This is a genomic window from Actinotalea lenta, from assembly GCF_030586465.1.
In the GTDB taxonomy this organism is placed as follows: Bacteria; Actinomycetota; Actinomycetes; order Actinomycetales; family Cellulomonadaceae; genus Actinotalea; species Actinotalea lenta.
The window spans coordinates 830,935-847,299 of sequence record NZ_JAUQYP010000001.1 but is presented as its reverse complement, the minus strand read 5'-3'; the positions used below and the strand labels follow the sequence as shown (position 1 = coordinate 847,299).

At 73.0% G+C, this 16,365-nt stretch carries 19 protein-coding genes; 8 read left to right on the top strand and 11 right to left on the bottom strand.

What is annotated here, in order from left to right:
- The 5 genes from Q6348_RS03910 to Q6348_RS03890 form a co-directional block, all read right to left on the bottom strand.
- Positions 1-539, bottom strand: a 539-nt coding sequence (locus tag Q6348_RS03910; RefSeq protein WP_304600011.1) for an FAD:protein FMN transferase, incomplete at its 3' end; no start/stop codon positions are given.
- Between the two features lie 44 nt (positions 540-583).
- Entirely contained in the window at positions 584-1,036 is a 453-nt protein-coding gene (locus Q6348_RS03905) for a hypothetical protein (protein WP_304600010.1), read from the bottom strand.
- Positions 1,029-1,457 carry a hypothetical protein gene (locus Q6348_RS03900; protein WP_304600009.1) on the bottom strand — a complete coding sequence of 143 codons (429 nt, stop codon included), beginning with the start codon at positions 1,455-1,457 and terminating at the stop codon, positions 1,029-1,031. Before Q6348_RS03900 ends, Q6348_RS03905 begins: the two co-directional genes overlap by 8 nt.
- 85 nt (positions 1,458-1,542) lie before the next feature.
- Entirely contained in the window at positions 1,543-2,826 is a 1,284-nt protein-coding gene (locus tag Q6348_RS03895) for a HAMP domain-containing sensor histidine kinase (protein WP_304600008.1), read from the bottom strand.
- Entirely contained in the window at positions 2,823-3,503 is a 681-nt protein-coding gene (locus Q6348_RS03890) for a response regulator transcription factor (RefSeq protein ID WP_304600007.1), read from the bottom strand. Before Q6348_RS03890 ends, Q6348_RS03895 begins: the two co-directional genes overlap by 4 nt.
- A 133-nt stretch (positions 3,504-3,636) precedes the next feature.
- On the opposite strand from Q6348_RS03890, the gene Q6348_RS03885 reads away from it, so the two are divergent.
- Entirely contained in the window at positions 3,637-4,257 is a 621-nt protein-coding gene (locus tag Q6348_RS03885; protein WP_304600006.1) for a hypothetical protein, read from the top strand.
- 79 nt (positions 4,258-4,336) lie between these two features.
- Positions 4,337-5,542, top strand: a complete 1,206-nt coding sequence (locus Q6348_RS03880; RefSeq protein ID WP_304600005.1) for a M20 metallopeptidase family protein — start codon at positions 4,337-4,339, stop codon at positions 5,540-5,542.
- A gap of 18 nt (positions 5,543-5,560) precedes the next feature.
- Here Q6348_RS03880 and Q6348_RS03875 read toward each other — a convergent pair whose 3' ends face one another.
- Positions 5,561-6,796, bottom strand: a complete 1,236-nt coding sequence (locus tag Q6348_RS03875; protein ID WP_304600004.1) for a methyl-accepting chemotaxis protein — start codon at positions 6,794-6,796, stop codon at positions 5,561-5,563.
- A 179-nt stretch (positions 6,797-6,975) separates the two neighbouring features.
- Here Q6348_RS03875 and Q6348_RS03870 point away from each other — a divergent pair, with 179 nt between their 5' ends.
- From Q6348_RS03870 to Q6348_RS03855, 5 genes are all read left to right on the top strand, one after another.
- Complete coding sequence (locus Q6348_RS03870) at positions 6,976-8,052, top strand: ADP-ribosylglycohydrolase family protein (RefSeq protein ID WP_304600003.1); 1,077 nt, start codon at positions 6,976-6,978, stop codon at positions 8,050-8,052.
- Between the two features lie 172 nt (positions 8,053-8,224).
- Complete coding sequence (locus Q6348_RS03865) at positions 8,225-8,599, top strand: thioredoxin family protein (protein WP_304600002.1); 375 nt, start codon at positions 8,225-8,227, stop codon at positions 8,597-8,599.
- An 11-nt stretch (positions 8,600-8,610) separates the two neighbouring features.
- Positions 8,611-8,727: a DUF8730 family Cys-rich protein gene (locus Q6348_RS15735; protein WP_491535298.1), complete on the top strand. Its 117-nt coding sequence runs from the start codon at positions 8,611-8,613 to the stop codon at positions 8,725-8,727.
- 121 nt (positions 8,728-8,848) lie between these two features.
- Positions 8,849-9,148 carry a type II toxin-antitoxin system VapB family antitoxin gene (locus tag Q6348_RS03860; RefSeq protein ID WP_304600001.1) on the top strand — a complete coding sequence of 100 codons (300 nt, stop codon included), beginning with the start codon at positions 8,849-8,851 and terminating at the stop codon, positions 9,146-9,148.
- Positions 9,148-9,849: a LytR C-terminal domain-containing protein gene (locus Q6348_RS03855; RefSeq protein ID WP_304600000.1), complete on the top strand. Its 702-nt coding sequence runs from the start codon at positions 9,148-9,150 to the stop codon at positions 9,847-9,849. The genes Q6348_RS03860 and Q6348_RS03855 overlap by 1 nt, the downstream gene beginning before the upstream one ends.
- A gap of 88 nt (positions 9,850-9,937) precedes the next feature.
- Here Q6348_RS03855 and Q6348_RS03850 read toward each other — a convergent pair whose 3' ends face one another.
- Positions 9,938-11,275, bottom strand: a complete 1,338-nt coding sequence (locus Q6348_RS03850; protein WP_304599999.1) for a uracil-xanthine permease family protein — start codon at positions 11,273-11,275, stop codon at positions 9,938-9,940.
- Between the two features lie 213 nt (positions 11,276-11,488).
- Between Q6348_RS03850 and Q6348_RS03845 the strand changes: the two genes are divergently transcribed.
- A complete protein-coding gene (locus Q6348_RS03845; protein WP_304599998.1) occupies positions 11,489-12,022 on the top strand; it encodes a DUF4190 domain-containing protein in 534 nt (177 codons plus the stop codon).
- A gap of 49 nt (positions 12,023-12,071) precedes the next feature.
- On the opposite strand, the gene Q6348_RS03840 is transcribed toward Q6348_RS03845, so the two are convergent.
- From Q6348_RS03840 to Q6348_RS03825, 4 genes are read right to left on the bottom strand one after another with little or no spacing between them, the layout of a single operon-like run.
- Positions 12,072-12,488: an RbsD/FucU family protein gene (locus tag Q6348_RS03840; protein WP_304599997.1), complete on the bottom strand. Its 417-nt coding sequence runs from the start codon at positions 12,486-12,488 to the stop codon at positions 12,072-12,074.
- Between the two features lie 3 nt (positions 12,489-12,491).
- Positions 12,492-13,721 (bottom strand): S-methyl-5-thioribose kinase, encoded by a 1,230-nt coding sequence (gene mtnK, locus Q6348_RS03835; protein ID WP_304599996.1) that lies wholly within the window; start codon positions 13,719-13,721, stop codon positions 12,492-12,494.
- 29 nt (positions 13,722-13,750) lie between these two features.
- Positions 13,751-14,779 carry an ABC transporter permease gene (locus tag Q6348_RS03830; RefSeq protein WP_304599995.1) on the bottom strand — a complete coding sequence of 343 codons (1,029 nt, stop codon included), beginning with the start codon at positions 14,777-14,779 and terminating at the stop codon, positions 13,751-13,753.
- The gene (locus Q6348_RS03825) at positions 14,780-16,333 is read right to left on the bottom strand and encodes a sugar ABC transporter ATP-binding protein (protein WP_304599994.1); all 1,554 of its coding nucleotides are present in this window, start codon (positions 16,331-16,333) and stop codon (positions 14,780-14,782) included. It abuts the gene before it with no gap.
- Between the last annotated feature and the right edge of the window lie 32 nt (positions 16,334-16,365).

Genomic DNA, 16,365 nt, shown 5'->3' with positions numbered 1-16,365 from the left:
CACTCGTCACCGCCGGCGTCCACCAGCACGCTCGAACCCGCACCCCGCAGCTCGTCCGTGGCCCAGCGCACGGCCAGGCCCTTGCCGATCCCACCGAGGTCGATGGGCGTTCCGCCCAGGTGGAGCAGGCCCCAGCCGTCGCGACCGGGTAGCACCGTGGGCTCCCACGGGTCGTCCGGCACCGGGTACGCGAGGGCGTCGGACCCGGCCACGTCGCAGGGCAACGCGGCCGGGTCGACGCCCGGCACCTGGCTGAAGGTCCGGTCGTACCCCCACCCGAGGAGTGCGTCGAGCACCCGCGGGTCGAACAGGCCGCCGGTCTCCAGGTACGCACGGCGCGCCTCCTCGACGGCGGCCGCGAGCTCGCGCGGCACCTCGTGCCAGGCCGACGGCGCCGCGTTGGCGCGGGACAGCGCGGACGTCTCCTCGAACCTGGTCAGGTGCCGGGCGACGGCCCGGATCCGGTCCGCCGCCAGTTCCACCGCCCGAGCCGCACCGGGCTGCGGCGCCACGACACGCAACTCGATCTGGCTGGCCATCGACGTGAAGGTCGAGGTCAGGGTGCGCGGGGCGGTGGCGGTGCTCAACCCGAGGCCCGGGTCGTGGTCTGGGTCTTGGGCGCTGGAGCGGGCGCCGGAGCCGGCTTCGGAGCCGCGGCCTTGGGCGCGGCGGGCTGGGGCGCGGCGGCCTTCCGCGCCGTCGCGGCCTTCGCGGCCGCAGCAGCCTTGGCCGCGGCCGCCGCGGCGGCGGCCTGCGCGTCGGCCTGCGCCTGGGCTGCCGCCTTGGCGGCAGCGGCCCTGGACTCGAGCGTCGCCTGGAGGGTCGCGATGCGCTGCTGGGCTGCCTGCACCTGCGCCAGGAGGGCGTCGACGCGCGGGTCGGGGGTCGCGGTGGGCGACGGCGTCGGGCTCGGGGTGGTCGCGACGAGCGGGTCGTGCGAGCCGGCCCAGGCCACGCCCGTGCCGAACACCCCGGCGCTGATCGGCACCATGGCCAGGGCTGCGAGCCGCCGCCCCCGGCGGACGGGATCAGTCATCGCCGTAGGCGTCCTCGTGCTCACCCGAGCCCTCGTGCTCGGAGGAGTCCTCGTACTGGTAGGAGTCCTCGTGCTCGGACTCGCGCTCGTGCGTGCTGGGAGCCGTCGAGGGCGCGGAGCTCGGCGCGGGCGGCATCGGCTCGGTGGGAGCCGGGTCCGGCACGGCCAGGTCGGTCGGGGTCGGCGTGGGGGTCGGCACGGGCACGTCTCCCGCGTCGACCGCGGCCTGCAGACCGTCGACCTGGCTCATCAGCCCGTCCACGGCCTGCTGCAGCTGGTCCACCCGGGGATCCTCCGTCGGGGTGGACGTGGGAGCAGCGGCAGGCGGCGGGGTGGCGGCATACGCGACGGCCAGCACACCGGCGGTGGTCAGCGTGATCCCTGCTCCGGTGGCCAGCGCCGTTCGGGTCTTCCAGCTCATGGTGCTCCTACCTCTCGCTCGTGCGTCGGTAGGGACGTTCCCGCAGGCCGCGTGAGGCCGGCGGCAAGCCTCGGCTAAGCCTCGGTTAAGCCTGCGCGGGACCCGCCTCGGGCAGGATCAGGACGAATCGGGCACCTCGGCCACCTGCCGGGACGCCGACCTCGAGGTGCCCTCCGACGCGCTCCGCGGTGCGGCGAGCCACATCCAGTCCCAGGCCCGTGGAGCCGACGCCGGACGACCCGCGCTCGGTGAGGGTCGCATCGGCGAGGCCCGGCCCCTCGTCGCTCACCGCCACGACCGCCTCGGCGCCGTGGCGGTGGACCTCGAGCCGGAAGCCGGTGCCGGGCGGGGTGTGCTGGAAGACGTTGTCGACCAGCACGTCCAGTGCCGCCCCCAGACTCCCGGCGTCGACTCCGACCGGGACCGCATCCGGGGGCACGTCGACCCGCATCTCACGGCTCTGGTCGATCGCCAGGACCCCCCAGAACCGTGCACGGTCGCGCACCACGGCGGCGGCGTCGCAGTCCGGCGGCGTGCGGCGCTCGTGCTGGCGCGCGGTACGGATCACCGTGTCGACGGCAGCAACCAGGTCCGTCACGTGACCGGCCATGCGCTCGCGCTCGGCCGGGTCCGCCAACGAGTCCACGTCCAGCTCGAGCGCCGTGATCGGGGTCCGCAACCGGTGCGAGAGGTCCGCGACCAGAGCGCGCTCGTCGGCGAGCAGCCCGGCCACCCGGTCGCCCAGATCGTTGAGCACGGCTCCCACCGAGGCGACCTCCGGGGGCCCGGACGGCGTCACCCGTGCGCTGAGGTCCCCGGCGCCGAGCTTCTCGGCGACGCCGGCCAGGTCCCGGACGGAGCGGGACAGCCGCGCCGCGATGCGGTCACCCGCGAACGCGGTGCCGGCCAGCAGCACCAGGCCCACCACCGCCAGGACGAGCCAGGCCTGCGCCACCCCGTGGGTGAGCTGTGCCTGCGGGACCGCGGTCCGCACGACGGCGACCCCGTCGGGCCCGGAGACCGGCACGAGCACCTCCGCCCCGGCGCTCGTCCGGGCCGTCAAGGCCCGGCCGAGCTCGGCGAGCGCCACGGACTCGGTGCGCGGGGCCGGGGCTCCCAGCACTCGGCCGTCCGGAAGGAACACCGTCGTGGTGCGCTCGTCACGGTTCACCGCGAGCAGCTCGGCCCGCAACCGCGACTCGTCCGTCGTCGACCCGATGAACATGGCCAGGGACTGGGCGTCCTGGCGTGCCTCGGCGAGGGCACGCTGCTCGGCGAGCGACCGGGCGAGCAGACCGAGCGGCACCAGGAAGGCGACCAGGACCACCGATGTCATGGCCAGGCCGTAGCGGACCAGGAGCCGCCTCATGCGGGGGGCACCAGCTTGACCCCGACGCCACGGACCCGGTGCAGGTAGACCGGGTCCTCGGCGGTCTCGCCGAGCTTGCGCCGCAGCCAGTGCAGGTGCACGTCGACGGTCTTGTCCGCGCCGCCGTACGGCTGGTTCCAGACCTTGGCGAGCAGCTCTCGCTTGGCGACGACCTCCCCCGGACGCTCGGCCAGGTAGGCGAGCAGGTCGAACTCCTTCGGGCTGAGCTCCAGGTCCGCGCCGTCCAGCCGGGCGACCCGGGCGCGCACGTCGACCTCGAGCCCGCCCACCAGGAGCGGGCCGGACGCACGTTCGGGCGCTACGCGGCGGAGCACCGCGCGGATGCGGGCCTCGAGCTGGTCCGCGGCGAACGGCTTGACCAGGTAGTCGTCGGCCCCGGCGTCCAGCAGGCCGATGATCTGCCCGCCGTCGTCCCGCGCCGAGATCACGATCACGGGTACGTCCGACACGGCGCGGATCATCGCCAGCAGCGCGCCACCGTCCAGGTCCGGCAGGCCGAGGTCGAGGAGCACCACGTCGGGACGGTGGTCGACGAGGCTCTGCAGGCCGTCCAGCGCGGAGGGTGAGGTCATGGTCGAGTGCTCGCGCGCCGTCAGGGCACGCACCAGAGCGGTCCGGATCGTCGCGTCGTCCTCGATGATGAGCACGTCGGCCACGCGTCGACCGTAGGCCACCGGCTCGGCCCCACGCGGACGCCCCGCCCGAACCGGTTCCGTCGCCCGCCCGAACTTGTGCGGGCCTTAACCGTCCCTTGAGGTCCGCACCGCGCCGGTGCGCCACCATGGAGGCATGGAGGCTCCGCGCACGTCCCGCCGCCGGGTGGGCATGATCGTGGCGCTGTCCTGGCTCGGCGCTGCGGTGCTGACGGGGACCGTGGCCTGGCGCGCGGTCGCGGTCCTGGACTCCGGCACCCAGCGCACCGGGGTCCTCAGCGAGGCCGAGGTGCACGCAGCCCTGGTGTCCGCGCGCACCACGGCCGGCGTCGCCGCCCCGTCGCCCACACCAGGCGTCGGCGAGCCGACGAAGCCCGGCACGCCGACGGCGAGCACGCCCCCCGCGGCCTCCGGCACGCCGTCGAGCGCTCCCCCGTCCGCCTCGCCCTCGGTGCCGCCGGCCAGCGCCCCGCCGGCCACGCGGCCCTCGACGCAGCCACCCCCACCGGCGGAGGTCACCCGGACCTGGAACGTGACCGGCGGTACCGTCGTCGCCGCGTGCCAGGGGGTGAGCATCCGCCTGGTCGGCGCGACTCCCTGGGACGGCTGGACGGTGGAGGCGCGGTCCGCCGGCCCGCAGACCGTGGACGTCGAGCTGCACCGGGAGGGTCACGACACGGTCGTGGTGGCGCGCTGCGTCGACGGCGTGCCGAGCCCTCAGGTGTCCGGCGACTCCGACGGCGAGCAGGACGACTGACGACCGCGCGGTGGCCGGTGGTGGCGCCGGCGCCCGGTAGCCTGCGGACGAGCCGTCCCACCTTCCCAGGAGCCGCACCATGGCCGTCCCGTCCGACCTCTTCGACGACGCCCGCGCGATGTGGGACGAGCTGGTCGAGCTCCGCCGACGCTGGCACCGGATCCCGGAGATCGGCCTCGAGCTGCCTCGCACCCGGGAGGTGCTGCTCGAGGCGCTCGAGGGTCTGGGGCTGGAGGTCAGCACCGGGGAGGCGCTGAGCTCGGTGACGGCGGTGCTGCGTGGCGGCCGGCCGGGGCCGGCCGTGCTGCTGCGTGCGGACATGGACGCCCTGCCGGTGACCGAGCAGTCGGCCGAGCCGGTGCGATCGGAGCACGAGGGCGTGATGCACGCGTGCGGCCACGACCTGCACATGGCGGGCCTGGTGGGTGCCGCGCGGCTCCTGGCGGCGCGGCGGGAGGAGATCCCGGGGTCCGTGGTCCTCATGTTCCAGCCCGGCGAGGAGGGCCGTCACGGGGCGCGCCTCATGATCGAGGAAGGCGTGCTCGACGCCGCGGGCGAACGCGTCGTCGCGGCCTACGGGCTGCACGTGTTCTCCGGGCAGGTGTCCTCGGGGATCGTCACGGGCCGGGCCGGGACCGAGTTCGCCGCCGTGGACACGCTGCACGTCACGGTGCACGGACGGGGTGGCCACGGCTCGGCGCCGCACGCGGCCCTCGACCCGGTGCCGGTCGCCGCGGAGATCGTGCTGGCGCTGCAGAGTGCCGTGACCCGGCAGTTCTCGATCTTCGACCCGGTGGTGGTGACCGTGGGCAAGATCTGGGCCGGCACGAAGGACAACATCATCCCGGCGACCGCCCACCTGGACGCCACGGTGCGCACCTTCTCGCCCGCCACGCACGGCGAGATCGAGGCGCGGCTGCGGCGCGTGGTGGAGCACGTCGCCGCGGCCCACGGGCTCACCGCGGAGGTGGAATGGGAGTCCGGGTACCCGACCACGGACAACGACCCCGCTGAGACGGAGCGTGCGGAGCGGGTCGCGGTCGAGATGTTCGGACCGGACGGGTGGGAGGCGATGGCGGACCCGGTCGCCGGTGCCGAGGACTTCTCCTACGTCCTGCACGAGGTGCCCGGCAGCTACCTGATCCTGGGGGCGACGCCGCCCGGCCAGGACCCGCTCACCGCGGCCTACAACCACTCGGCGCTGGCAACCTTCGACGAGGCCGTGCTGCCCCGCGCGGCCGCGCTGCTCGCCGGTCTCGCGCTGGACCGGCTCTCGCAGGGCTGAGCCTGCCTCGCACCGGGTTCAGCCCTCGGCCGCCTCGACCTCGCCCAGCCAGCCGACGAGCAGATCCGTGAGCGCTATCGCGGTCCCGGAGTAGCCCTCGTCGTCGCAGAAGAGGTCGCGTGCGTGCTCCGTCGCGCCGGACAGTGCCGCTTCGAGCACCTGTGCCGCCTGCCGGTGGAAGTCGGCGTGCAGCGCCGTGGCCCGCGCGGACCGTGCGGGATCCAGAGCTGCTCCGTCGCCACGACCCAACCACTGACCGAACGCGCAGGCGTCGGAGCGCGCGGCGCGGGCCCGGTCGATCCCCGCCGGGGGCCGCCCGGTCTCGATCGCAGCGCGCAACGCACGCTTCCACCCGCCGTGGGCAGAGATCGCGGCCCGAAGGGGATGCACCTCGAGCTCCGTGTCGAGCCCTGCGACGATCTCGCGCTGCTGGTCCAGAACTCGCCCTACCCGCTCCAGCCAGGCACGGGACCGTTCGACCGCGGACGCGGCCGCCGCCGCGGCGCGCGCCGTGGTGGTCACGGCCCCGTCCAGCTCACCCGCCGCATCGGCCGCCTCGGACGCGGCTCTGGTGATCTCCGCGATCGCTGCGGTCTGCTCCTCCACCGCCGCGGCGATGGTCTGCTGCAGGGCGTCGACCCTGCTGAGCACGCCGTCGATCCGCTCCGCCGCCGCCCGCACGCCCGCCGAGTCCGTCGCCAGGGCTGCCAGCTGGTCGGCGATCCGGGTGGTGGCCTCGCTCGTGAGCGCCGCGAGGTTCTTGACCTCCTCGGCGACCACGGCGAAGCCTCGACCTGCCGCACCAGCGCGGGCGGCCTCGATGGTCGCGTTCAACGCGAGCATCCGGGTCTGGTCGGAGATGCCGCTGACCGTGCGCACGACACTGTCGATCTCGGAGGTCGATGCAGTGAGGCGCTCGACCGAGGCTCGGACGTCCCCGGTGACCTCGGCCGCCTCCGCCGTCACTCCGGTCGCTCGCGCCGCCGAGTCCGCGACCTCCCGCATCGCCGCGGAGATCTGGGCCGCGGCGCCCGCCACCGCAGCGGTCTCGCCCTCGACCCGCGCGGTCGCACCCGCTGCACGCTCCGCGGCCGACGCGGTCTCGCCGGTGGACCTGCCGACGCGGTCCACCGCATCGGTGAGGTCTGCGGCGGCGAGTTCGAGGTCGTCGTTCGTCCCCGCCAGGGTGCGCAGGCGTCGGTGGGTGAGGACCACGCCGTCGCTCGGGATCTCTCGACCTGGTTGCCGACGCACGCACGCCTCCCGTTGGGCCGGGCGGACCGTCCCCGCCGCCGCAGTGCCGATCGACCGCTCCCGCTCCCGCATGAGAAACCGGTTCCGGTGGGTGCTCGGGCGCCGCCGTGGGCCCCACCCGTTCGACACAGTACGTAGGACCATTGGCCTAGGCGACGAACCATGCCACGATCTAGGCCGTGAGTATTCGGAGCCGAACCCGCGGGCTCGTGCTCGGCTACTGCCTGGGCGACGCCCTCGCCCGCGCACCGGAGCCGGACTCGGGCCCGTTGCTGGCCGGGACGCCGAGCCTGGTGTTCCTGGCCGGCGTGGAGGGCCTCGTGCGCGGCCTGGTGCGCGAGGACCTGACCGGACGGTCCGAGATCCCCGAGTGCACCTGGCACGCCACCGCCCGCTGGGCGTGGCGCACCCGCATGCGCGACCTCCCGGGCGTGCGCCGCTGGCACGAGGCCGCCATGCCACAGCCCTGGCCGGACGGTTGGCTCAACGAGGTCGCGCCGTTGGCCATCGGCCGCGGCTCCGCGCCGGGGGTCGAGGAGGCGCTGGCCCTGGACCGGCTCGACCCGCGTCCCGGCTGCTCACCGGGCGACTCCGCCGGTGACATGGTGCTGTCCCGGACCCTCCCCGTCGCGCTCCTTGCCGCGTCCCGTCCGTGGGACGCGGACCTGGGAGCCCAGATCTCGGCCACGGCCCGCGACGTCGCGGCGTACAGCCACGGCCTGCCTGCCCAGGTCCTGGCGGTCGCACTGACCCGGACCGCTGCCCGTACCCTCGCCGAGGGCCAGACGCTGCCACTGGTGGACCTGCCCGAGCTCAGCGCCACGTACGCCGGGGTGCCGCGCGGCGACGAGGTGATCTCAGCCCGGGTCGCTCTGCGCGGGCTCGCCGACCAGCTCGCGCCCCAGCTGCCGGCCACCGACCTGGCGCGTGCGGGCCTCGCGTCCGGCCCCCGCACCGCACTGCGCGCGGTGGCCGAGGGGCTGCGCTGCGTGCTGACCCACCCGGGCCGGCACGAGGCGAGCAAGGCGCTGCGCGAGGCCCTCGAGACGGGCCAGCCCGGAGCTGCGGCCGTCACCGGTGCGCTGGTGGGTGCCGCGCACGGCGCCGAGCTCCTGCCTGTCGACGCCATCTCCCGCCTGGACCTGGCGCACGTCGCCGACCAGCTGGCCACGGACCTGCTCTCCCAGGTGCAGGAGCACCCCGCGCTCGACGAGCGTCGGGCACCCGCGTGGCGGCACCGCTACCCCGCCTGGTGACCGGGGCCGGCGCGCGCACCTGGGCACCCCGGGCCTAGGACCCTGGTGGGGCGCCGACCCGTCGAGCACGATGGCAGTGACCGCAGGGGTGCGCGCCGACGAGATGTCCCAATTGGCACGACGCATACCCCCCGGGGTATATTGCTCACCACGAGCCCTCGAGGAGCGTCGGATGCCCACCGTGGACCTGACCGCCGAGACGTTCGACAGCACGATCCGGGACAACCCGATCGTTCTGGTGGACTTCTGGGCACCGTGGTGCGCACCGTGCCACATGTTCGACCCGGTCTACGCGACGGCATCCGCGCGCCACGACGGCATCGTGTTCGGCAAGGTGGACACCGACTCCCAGCGGGAGCTGGCCATCGGGCTGGGGATCGTCTCGATCCCCACGCTGATGGCCTTCCGTGACGGGAAGCGGGTGAAGACCGCGGCGGACGCGTTGCCACCCAGGGCCCTGGAGAAGTTCATTGCCGACGTCCGTTCGATCGACATGGCCACCTTCGGCCGAGACCCGATCGACGACATCCCTGACCTCGACATGTGAGGAGACACCCCATGTGCAGCCCTGCGCGTTGCTCGTCCTGCGGCAAGGTGACCTGGTCCGGCTGCGGTCGGCACGTCGACGCCGTGATGGCGAGCGTGCCCAGCCACCAGCAGTGCACCTGCCGCTGAGTCCCGTTGCGGCCCTCGGGCCGCACGAGCGCGAGCCCCGCGGTCGCCGACCCTTCCCGGTCGACCGCGGGGCTCGTCGCCTCCGCGGGGGTCCCCCGCGCTCGCGGCTAGACTGCCCCGTGTGATCTTCCAGGCCGTGGGTGACGGGCGTCCCTACCCGGACCACGGTCTGACCACTCCCAAGCAGTGGGCCGAGGTCCCCCCTCGCCAGGTCCGCCTGGAGGACCTGGTGACCACCAAGCGCACCCTCGACCTGGACATGCTGCTGTCCGAGGACTCCACGTTCTACGGGGACCTGTTCGCCCACGTCGTCCAGTGGAAGGGCACCATGTACCTCGAGGACGGTCTGCACCGCGCCGTGCGCGCGGCGCTCCAGCAGCGCCCGGTGCTGCATGCCCGCGTCCTGGTGCTGGACGACTGATGGCCACGAACCCGGACCGCGCACGTGCGTTGCGCCGCCGCCACCAGCACGAGCGCCAGGCCGTGGTGTTCGGCAGCCTGATCGCAGGGCTTGCCGTCGCGGCACTCGGGGCCGTGGCCGTGTACACCGACTCGATCCAGCCCGGCTTCCTCGACCGCAGCTTCGTCACCCCCAGCGCCGCCCCGAACGGCCCCGTGCTCCCGCCGCCGCCGTGCCCGCCGCAGGGGGCTCTGCCGGCCGCCTACGGTTCGGTCACCGTGTCGGTCTACAACGCGTCCTCCCGCAACGGCCTCGCGGGAACGACCGCCGACGTGCTCGCAGGACGCGGGTTCGCGATCGGTACCGTCGCGGACTACCCGGGCAGCGCACCCGCAGTCCCGGTGGAGGTGCTGTTCGGCGAGACCGGCATCGCGAACGCGTACACGGTCGCCGCGCAGCTCATCAAGCCCCGCCTCGTGCTGGACACCCGTCAGGACGCCTCTGTCGACCTCGTCCTCGGCGTCGACTTCGCGGGCATGGTGCCCACCGACCAGGTGGCCCTGGACCCCACCACGCCACTGGTCGGCGTCGCCGGGTGCGTCACGCTGGACGACGCGCTCCCGGACGCGGTCCCGGGCCCGACCCAGAGCCCCACCGGCAGCAGCCCGTCGGACGGCGCCACACCGTCGGACACGGCCACCGACGGGTCGAACCAAGGCTGATCGCGCACCTCGCGCTGCTGACCGGCCGCCTGCGGGAGGTCCGTCGCGAACGCCGGGCCTCCCGCGCACGACCCCCGCGCTACCCGGCTCAGACCTTGTCGAGCTCCGCACCGGAGGGGACCGACGCCGGGCTGGCCGGCTCGTCGTGCGTGCCACGCCAGCGCGCCAGCACGCGCATGAGGTGGTAGATGCCGATCGCGGCGGCCGTGCCGAGCGCGATGCCCTCGAACCGGACGTCCCCTGCGACCCAGGTGTAGTTCGCGATCCCGACGATGAGCGCGACGGCCGCCGTCGTCAGGTTGACCGGGTCGGAGAAGTCGACCTTGTTCTGCACCCAGATCCGCGCGCCGAGGATCCCGATCATCCCGTAGAGGACGGTCGTCGCACCGCCGAGGACCCCGCCCGGGATCGAGGCGACGAGCGCACCGAACTTGGGCGACATGCTCAGCACGAAGGCCGTCGCCGCCGCCACCCAGTACGCGGCGGTCGAGTAGACCCGCGTCGCGGCCATCACACCGATGTTCTCGGCGTACGTCGTGGTCCCCGACCCACCTCCGACCCCGGCGAGCGTGGTCGCGACGCCGTCGGCGAGCAGCGCCCGGCCGATCATCGGGTCGAGGTCGCGGTTGGTCATCGCGGCGACCGACTTCACGTGGCCGACGTTCTCCGCGATGAGCACGAACACCACCGGGACGAAGAGCCCGAGCACAGCCAGGTCGAAGTGCGGGGCCATGAAGCTCGGGAAGCCGATCCACGCCGCGTCGTGCATCGCCGAGAAGTCCACCTCACCCCGCACGGCGGCCACCGCGTAGCCGACCACGACGCCCAGGAGGATCGCGAGACGGCCGAGGATCCCCCGGAACAGGACGGTGGCCAGAATGATCGACGCGAGCGTCACCAGGGCGGTCACGGGAGAGGCCTGGAAGCCCGTGCAACCGCTGTCGCCGCAGCTCCCCCAGGCCACCGGCGCAAGGTTCAGGCCGATGAGGGCCACGATCGCGCCGGTGACGACCGGAGGCATCACGACCTCGATCCAGTGCACCCCGACCCGCGTCACGACCAGGCCGATCAACGCGAGCAGCACACCGGTCAGCAGCACACCACCCAGCGCCACCGCGGGGCCTCCGGAGGCCTTCGCCGCGGCGATCGGCGCAAGGAAGGCGAAGCTCGATCCCAGGTAGCTCGGGAGCCGGTTGCGGGTGATCAGCAGGAAGGTCACGGTGCCGACTGCCGAGAAGAACAGCGTCGTCGCCGGCGGGAAGCCGGTCAGCACCGGGACGATGAAGGTGGCGCCGAACATCGCCACCACGTGCTGCATGCCGATGCCGATCGTCCTCGGCCACGTCAGCCGTTCCTCGGGGGCCACAGCAGCCCCCGGCGACACCGACCGACCCGTTCCGTGCAGCGTCCAGCTCATCACGCCCATCCGCCCGCTCCTCGCGTGGGACCCAGCCTCGCGCCGGCGCGCGCGAAGTCGGTCCGAGGGTAGCGACGACGGGGCACCCCGCGGCGTCACGTCACCATCCGTGATACGGCGAGGCGGCACAGGTCATCGGGGGGCCGAACGGCACGGGTCGACCTGGGGCGTTGTGGGATGCTGGCGGGGATCCTTCATCCCAGCGCCGCACCGGAGGACCCCGTGAGCCAGCCCACCCCGCCCCACGAAGGGCAGGACCCCCAGCAGCAGCCCCAGCAGCCGTACGGGCAGCCCGAGCAGCAGCCCCAGCAGCCGTACGGGCAGCAGGGGTACCAGCAGCCCTACCCGCAGCAGGCCTACCAGCAGCCCTACGCCCAGCAGCCGTACGCCCAGCAGCCGTACGCCCAGCAGCCGTACGGCCAGCAGCCGTACGGCCAGCAGGGCTACCAGCAGGCTTACGGGCAGTCCGGCTACTACGCCTCGCAGCAGCGCACCAACTCGCTCGCGATCGCCTCCCTGGTCGCGGGCGTCTGCGGTCTGACCATCCTCCCGGTGCTCGCCTCGATCGCCGCCGTGATCATGGGTCACATGGCGAGGAAGCAGATCCAGCAGACCGGTGAGGGCGGGTCGGGGATGGCCACCGGTGGCCTGGTCACGGGCTACATCGGGATCGGGCTCGCGCTGCTCGGCATCATCGCCGTGATCGTGCTGATCGGCACCGCCGGCGTGTGGAGCACGTCCCTGAGCACGATGTGAGCCCGGACGGCCCGGACACTGCCCGCACCGTGCGGGATCGCCGTTCGCCTCACAGGACGCCCTTGGCGACCATCACACAGGCGTAGGCCCTGTCCTCGACGGTCCGGATCACACCCGCGCAGCCGCGTGCGGCCGGGTAGAAGTCGTGCCGGTCGATGCCGCGCGCGCCCACGGGGCGACCCTCGGCCCGGTCGACCACGGCGCGCACGTCGGCCAGCGCAGGACCGTCCTCACCGTCGTCGGTGAGCATGTGCCGCACCGGGTGCTCCTGGAACGCGTCGACGGGCATGAGGGAGAGCACCGCCTCGAGCGCACGCGGCAGGCCCACGGCGAGCTCGACGACCGGCACCCCCGCCGCATGAGCGGGATAGTTGCGGTCCACCACGGCGAGCACATCGCCGTGACCCATCCGCGCGAGCAGCGCGAGCAGGTCCGGGCCGATGACGGGGTCGATGCCCTTGAGCACCGCTCAGCCCCCGGTCCGGTGGCGGACCAGCTCGGCACCGCACAGCTCGGAGAAGGCGGTGGCCGACCTGTCTCCCGAGACCCGCACCGCGGCGCGCGCCGCAGCGAGAACGCCGCGTGCCGCACCGACGCGCAGGTCCGGGGGCAAGGTCTGCACGTCCGTGACCTTCGCCGCTCCCACGATCCGGCGCGACATCTTGGCCGCGGCGAACACCCACGCCTCGGCGCGCCACGCGGCGATCCGCTCCTCCAGGAACGAGTCCCGCCAGACGCGGGGGTCGACGCGTTCGGGCCACCGCGTCCGGAACTCGGCCTCGAAGGCCTGCCAGGTCTGGTCGACCAGACCCAGCGCCCACTGCCCGCGGGCGTCGTCGCCCATCGCGAACGCCCTGGAGGCGGCGAGGACGTAGTTCGCCCAGGAGGCCCCGATGTCGAACGCGACCGGACCGTAGAACGCGAACTCCGAGTCGAAGACCTTCACGCTGTCCGCCACCGTGGAGCCCTGCGGCGCACGGACCATGACCGAGCCCGTGTGCAGGTCGCCGTGGATGAGCGCCTCGCCGTGCGTCATGAACGCGTACTTCGCGCGCCCCATGGCGTCCACGAAGGTGTCGTCCGCGGCCAGCGCTGCGGCGTCGGGCTCGTTCTCCGGGAGCACCTCGTTGCGTCCGGCGTCCACCGACGGCTCGGTGAACACCAGGTCCTCGGTGATCTCGCACAGCTCGGGGTTGATCGCCGCCGCCTGCGCGTCGGCCAGCTCCTGGCGCCCGAGCCCGAACACCGAGGTTCCGAAGGCGACCGCCCCGATGTAGCGCCCTACCGCTGCGGCCGCACCGTCGTGCGTCGCGCCGTCGTTGAGCGCGTGGCGCCACACCTGGTGGTCGGACAGGTCCTCCATGCCGATGATGTGCCGACCCTCGTCGTGGTGCAGCACCTCTACCACGAGCTCGGGTACCAGGGCGTGGTGCGCGAGCAGCGACTGGATCTCGTGCTTCTCCCTCTCCGGTGTCATCGGCCAGCCCTCGCCGACCATCCGGACGTACGGCAGCGCCTGCTTGACCACGACGCCCCGGCCGTCGGCGTCCTTGGCCAGGAACACCAGGTTGAGGTTGCCGTCGCCGATCTCACCGACCGACACGAGCCGGCCTGCGTCGATCCGCTCAGCGAGCGCAGGGACCGAGGCGAGGTACCCGGGCACCTCATCGACGGTGAGGAACCGGTAGTCGGCCTCCATCAACAACTCCTCCTCGAGACTGTCGCGGGTCAGGTCGCTGGCGTGTAGCGCAGCTTCTTGCGCGAGAGGGTGAACGAGAACAGCAGGGCCACGATCACGACCAGGCCCTTGGCGGTGTCCTGGTGGTAGTACTGCAGGCCCTTCATGGTGAGGCCGGTCAGCACGATTCCGACGAGCAACGCACCGAGCAGGGTCCCCCACGCGTTCGGCTTGCCCATCCCGAGCACCGAGGTGCCGACCAGGGCGACCGCGACTGCCTCGAGCAGGCTCGAGGAGCCGGCGTTGACGTCGCCCTGGCCGATCCGGGACACCAGGATCAGGCCACCTACCGAGGCGAGCAGGGCCGAGATCACGTAGGCCAGGCCGTGGTAGAAGCCCACGCGGACACCGGCGAGACGTGCAGCCTCGGGGTTGGCCCCGACCGCGTACATGAGCCGGCCCCACGTGGTGCGCGACAGGACGAACCAGGACAGCGCCACCAGCGCGATCATGATGACGACCGGCAGCGGCACAGGACCGATGAAGCCCCGGTCGATCTTCAGGAAGTCCTGCGTGAAGCTCCCCGGTGCCACCGAGCCGTCCCGCAGCACCATGCCCGAGGAGACCGACTGGCCATCCACCGGGATGAGCTTGGCACCTTGGATGACGAACATCATCCCGAGGGTCGCGAGCAGGTCGGGGATCCGGAAGACCACGATGAGCAACGCGTTCAGCAGCCCCACCACGAGGCCCCCGAGCAGGACGGCCACGACGGCGGTCGGGCCGGTGAGGTTGTAGAAGACCATCGTCATGGCGGCCAGCTGGACCGCGAGGCCGGCCGTCGCGCCGATCGAGAGGTCGAGGCCGCCGACCACCATCGTGAACGTGACCCCGAGGCCCAGGATCGCCGTCACCGACGCGAACTTCAGCATCGAGAACAGCGACGACGACGTCGCGAACGCGGGCTCGGTGACCGCGAAGTACACGAACAGGATGATCGTGACCCCGATGAAGCCGTACTTGACGACCCAGTCCTGGATCCGCATCAACGTCGTGGTCTCTCTGAGCTGTCCGGTCACCTACGCCACCTCCGACATGCTGGTCACGATTGCGTCGTTGCCGACCTCGCTGGTGTACGCGTCGAGCTTGATGTGTCCCTCGACGAGCACGAGGATCCGGTCGGCGATCTCTCTGATCTCCTCGACGTCGCTGGAGAAGACCACGACGCACGCCCCCTCGGATGCTTGAGCGCGGGCGCGGCGCGAGATGTCGCCTCGAGCGCCGATGTCGACCCCGCGGAACGGTTCGTCCAGCAGCAGGACGCGGGGACCGGCGTGCATCCACCGGCCGACGACGACCTTCTGCTGGTTCCCACCTGACAGTGCGTCGACCGGCTGGCTCGGACCGGTGGCGACGACGCCGAAGTCCTCGAGCACCGCGCTGCCGGTCGAGCGTTCGCGACCCCGCCGCAGCAGGCCCCAGGTCGAGACCGACCGCAGGAAGGGCAGGGTCGAGGTCCAGGTCAGCGACCAGCCCGGAAGCATCGACTCGGCCGCGCGGTCCTCGGGCACGAGGTAGACGCCGGCGCCCACCGCGTGCGAGGTGTGCCGCGGCGCGTACGGCTTGCCGTCGAGCGTCATCGTCCCGGCGCGCAACGGGTCGGCGCCGAAGACGCCTCGCGCCATCTCGGACTTGCCCGAGCCGATGAGCCCGACGATGCCCGTGACCTCCCCGTAGCGCAGGTCCAGGTCGATGGGCTCCGACCGCTTGAGCAGCTGGACGCCCCGCAGCTCCACGGCGGTCACATCGCCGCGCTGCTCGACGAGGTCGTGATGTGTGGCGAGACTCTCACCGAGCATCGAACGGATCGCCTGCTCCATGTCGAACGGCCGCTGCTGGGCTGCCGAGATCGCTCCGTCCCGCAGGACCACGATGTCGTCGGCCAGCGCGGCGACCTCGCTCAGCCGGTGGGTGACGTAGAGGACGGCGACACCGTCGTCGCGCAGGCGTCGGACCAGGGCGAAGAGCCGGTCCACCTCGCCCGCTGACAACGTCGAGGTCGGCTCGTCGAGCACGAGGACCTTGGGCCGTTGGACCAGCGCGCGGGCCAGCAGCAGCATCTGCGAGTCGGCGATGCCGAGCTCGAACACGTCGCGGGTCAGGACGGAGTCCGGCCAGTCCAGCCCGAGGGTCTGCGCGATCTCGCGCGCCCGGGGCAGCAGCCTGCGCAGCGACCGGACCCTGGGGACCTCGCCGCGCACGATCTCCTCGAAGACGAGGTTCTCCGCGACCGTCAGCCCGGGCACGATGTTCTCGTCGATCCGCTGGTGCACGGTCTGGATGCCGTGCCGTGCCGCCGCGAGCGGGGACTCCATGCGGACGGGGTGGCCCGCGACCCGGACCTCGCCACCGTGCTCCGGGTAGACCCCCGAGAGCACTTTGATCAACGTCGACTTGCCGGCGCCGTTCGCACCGAGCAGAGCGGTGACGTGGCCCTGCGCGAGCCCGAGGGTCACGCCCTTGAGGACCTCGTTCGTGCCGAACGACATGGTGATGCCGTCGAGCTCGCACGCCAGGGGTCCGGCGGTCAGCTGCACGGTCGACGCGTGGCGGTCACCGGGGTCGGGGTCCACCGGTGCTCCCTTCCTCGTTGGGGTGCCGTGGC

What these genes read in the sequence shown, in the direction of transcription:
- Q6348_RS03905 (WP_304600010.1), bottom strand. Translation starts at nt 1,036, where the DNA reads ATGACTGATCCCGTCCGCCGGGGGCGGCGGCTCGCAGCCCTGGCCATG.
- Q6348_RS03900 (WP_304600009.1), bottom strand. Translation starts at nt 1,457, where the DNA reads ATGAGCTGGAAGACCCGAACGGCGCTGGCCACCGGAGCAGGGATCACG.
- Q6348_RS03895 (WP_304600008.1), bottom strand. Translation starts at nt 2,826, where the DNA reads ATGAGGCGGCTCCTGGTCCGCTACGGCCTGGCCATGACATCGGTGGTC.
- Q6348_RS03885 (WP_304600006.1), top strand. Translation starts at nt 3,637, where the DNA reads ATGGAGGCTCCGCGCACGTCCCGCCGCCGGGTGGGCATGATCGTGGCG.
- Q6348_RS03880 (WP_304600005.1), top strand. Translation starts at nt 4,337, where the DNA reads ATGGCCGTCCCGTCCGACCTCTTCGACGACGCCCGCGCGATGTGGGAC.
- Q6348_RS03865 (WP_304600002.1), top strand. Translation starts at nt 8,225, where the DNA reads ATGCCCACCGTGGACCTGACCGCCGAGACGTTCGACAGCACGATCCGG.
- Q6348_RS15735 (WP_491535298.1), top strand. Translation starts at nt 8,611, where the DNA reads ATGTGCAGCCCTGCGCGTTGCTCGTCCTGCGGCAAGGTGACCTGGTCC.
- Q6348_RS03855 (WP_304600000.1), top strand. Translation starts at nt 9,148, where the DNA reads ATGGCCACGAACCCGGACCGCGCACGTGCGTTGCGCCGCCGCCACCAG.
- Q6348_RS03850 (WP_304599999.1), bottom strand. Translation starts at nt 11,275, where the DNA reads ATGGGCGTGATGAGCTGGACGCTGCACGGAACGGGTCGGTCGGTGTCG.
- mtnK (WP_304599996.1), bottom strand. Translation starts at nt 13,721, where the DNA reads ATGGAGGCCGACTACCGGTTCCTCACCGTCGATGAGGTGCCCGGGTAC.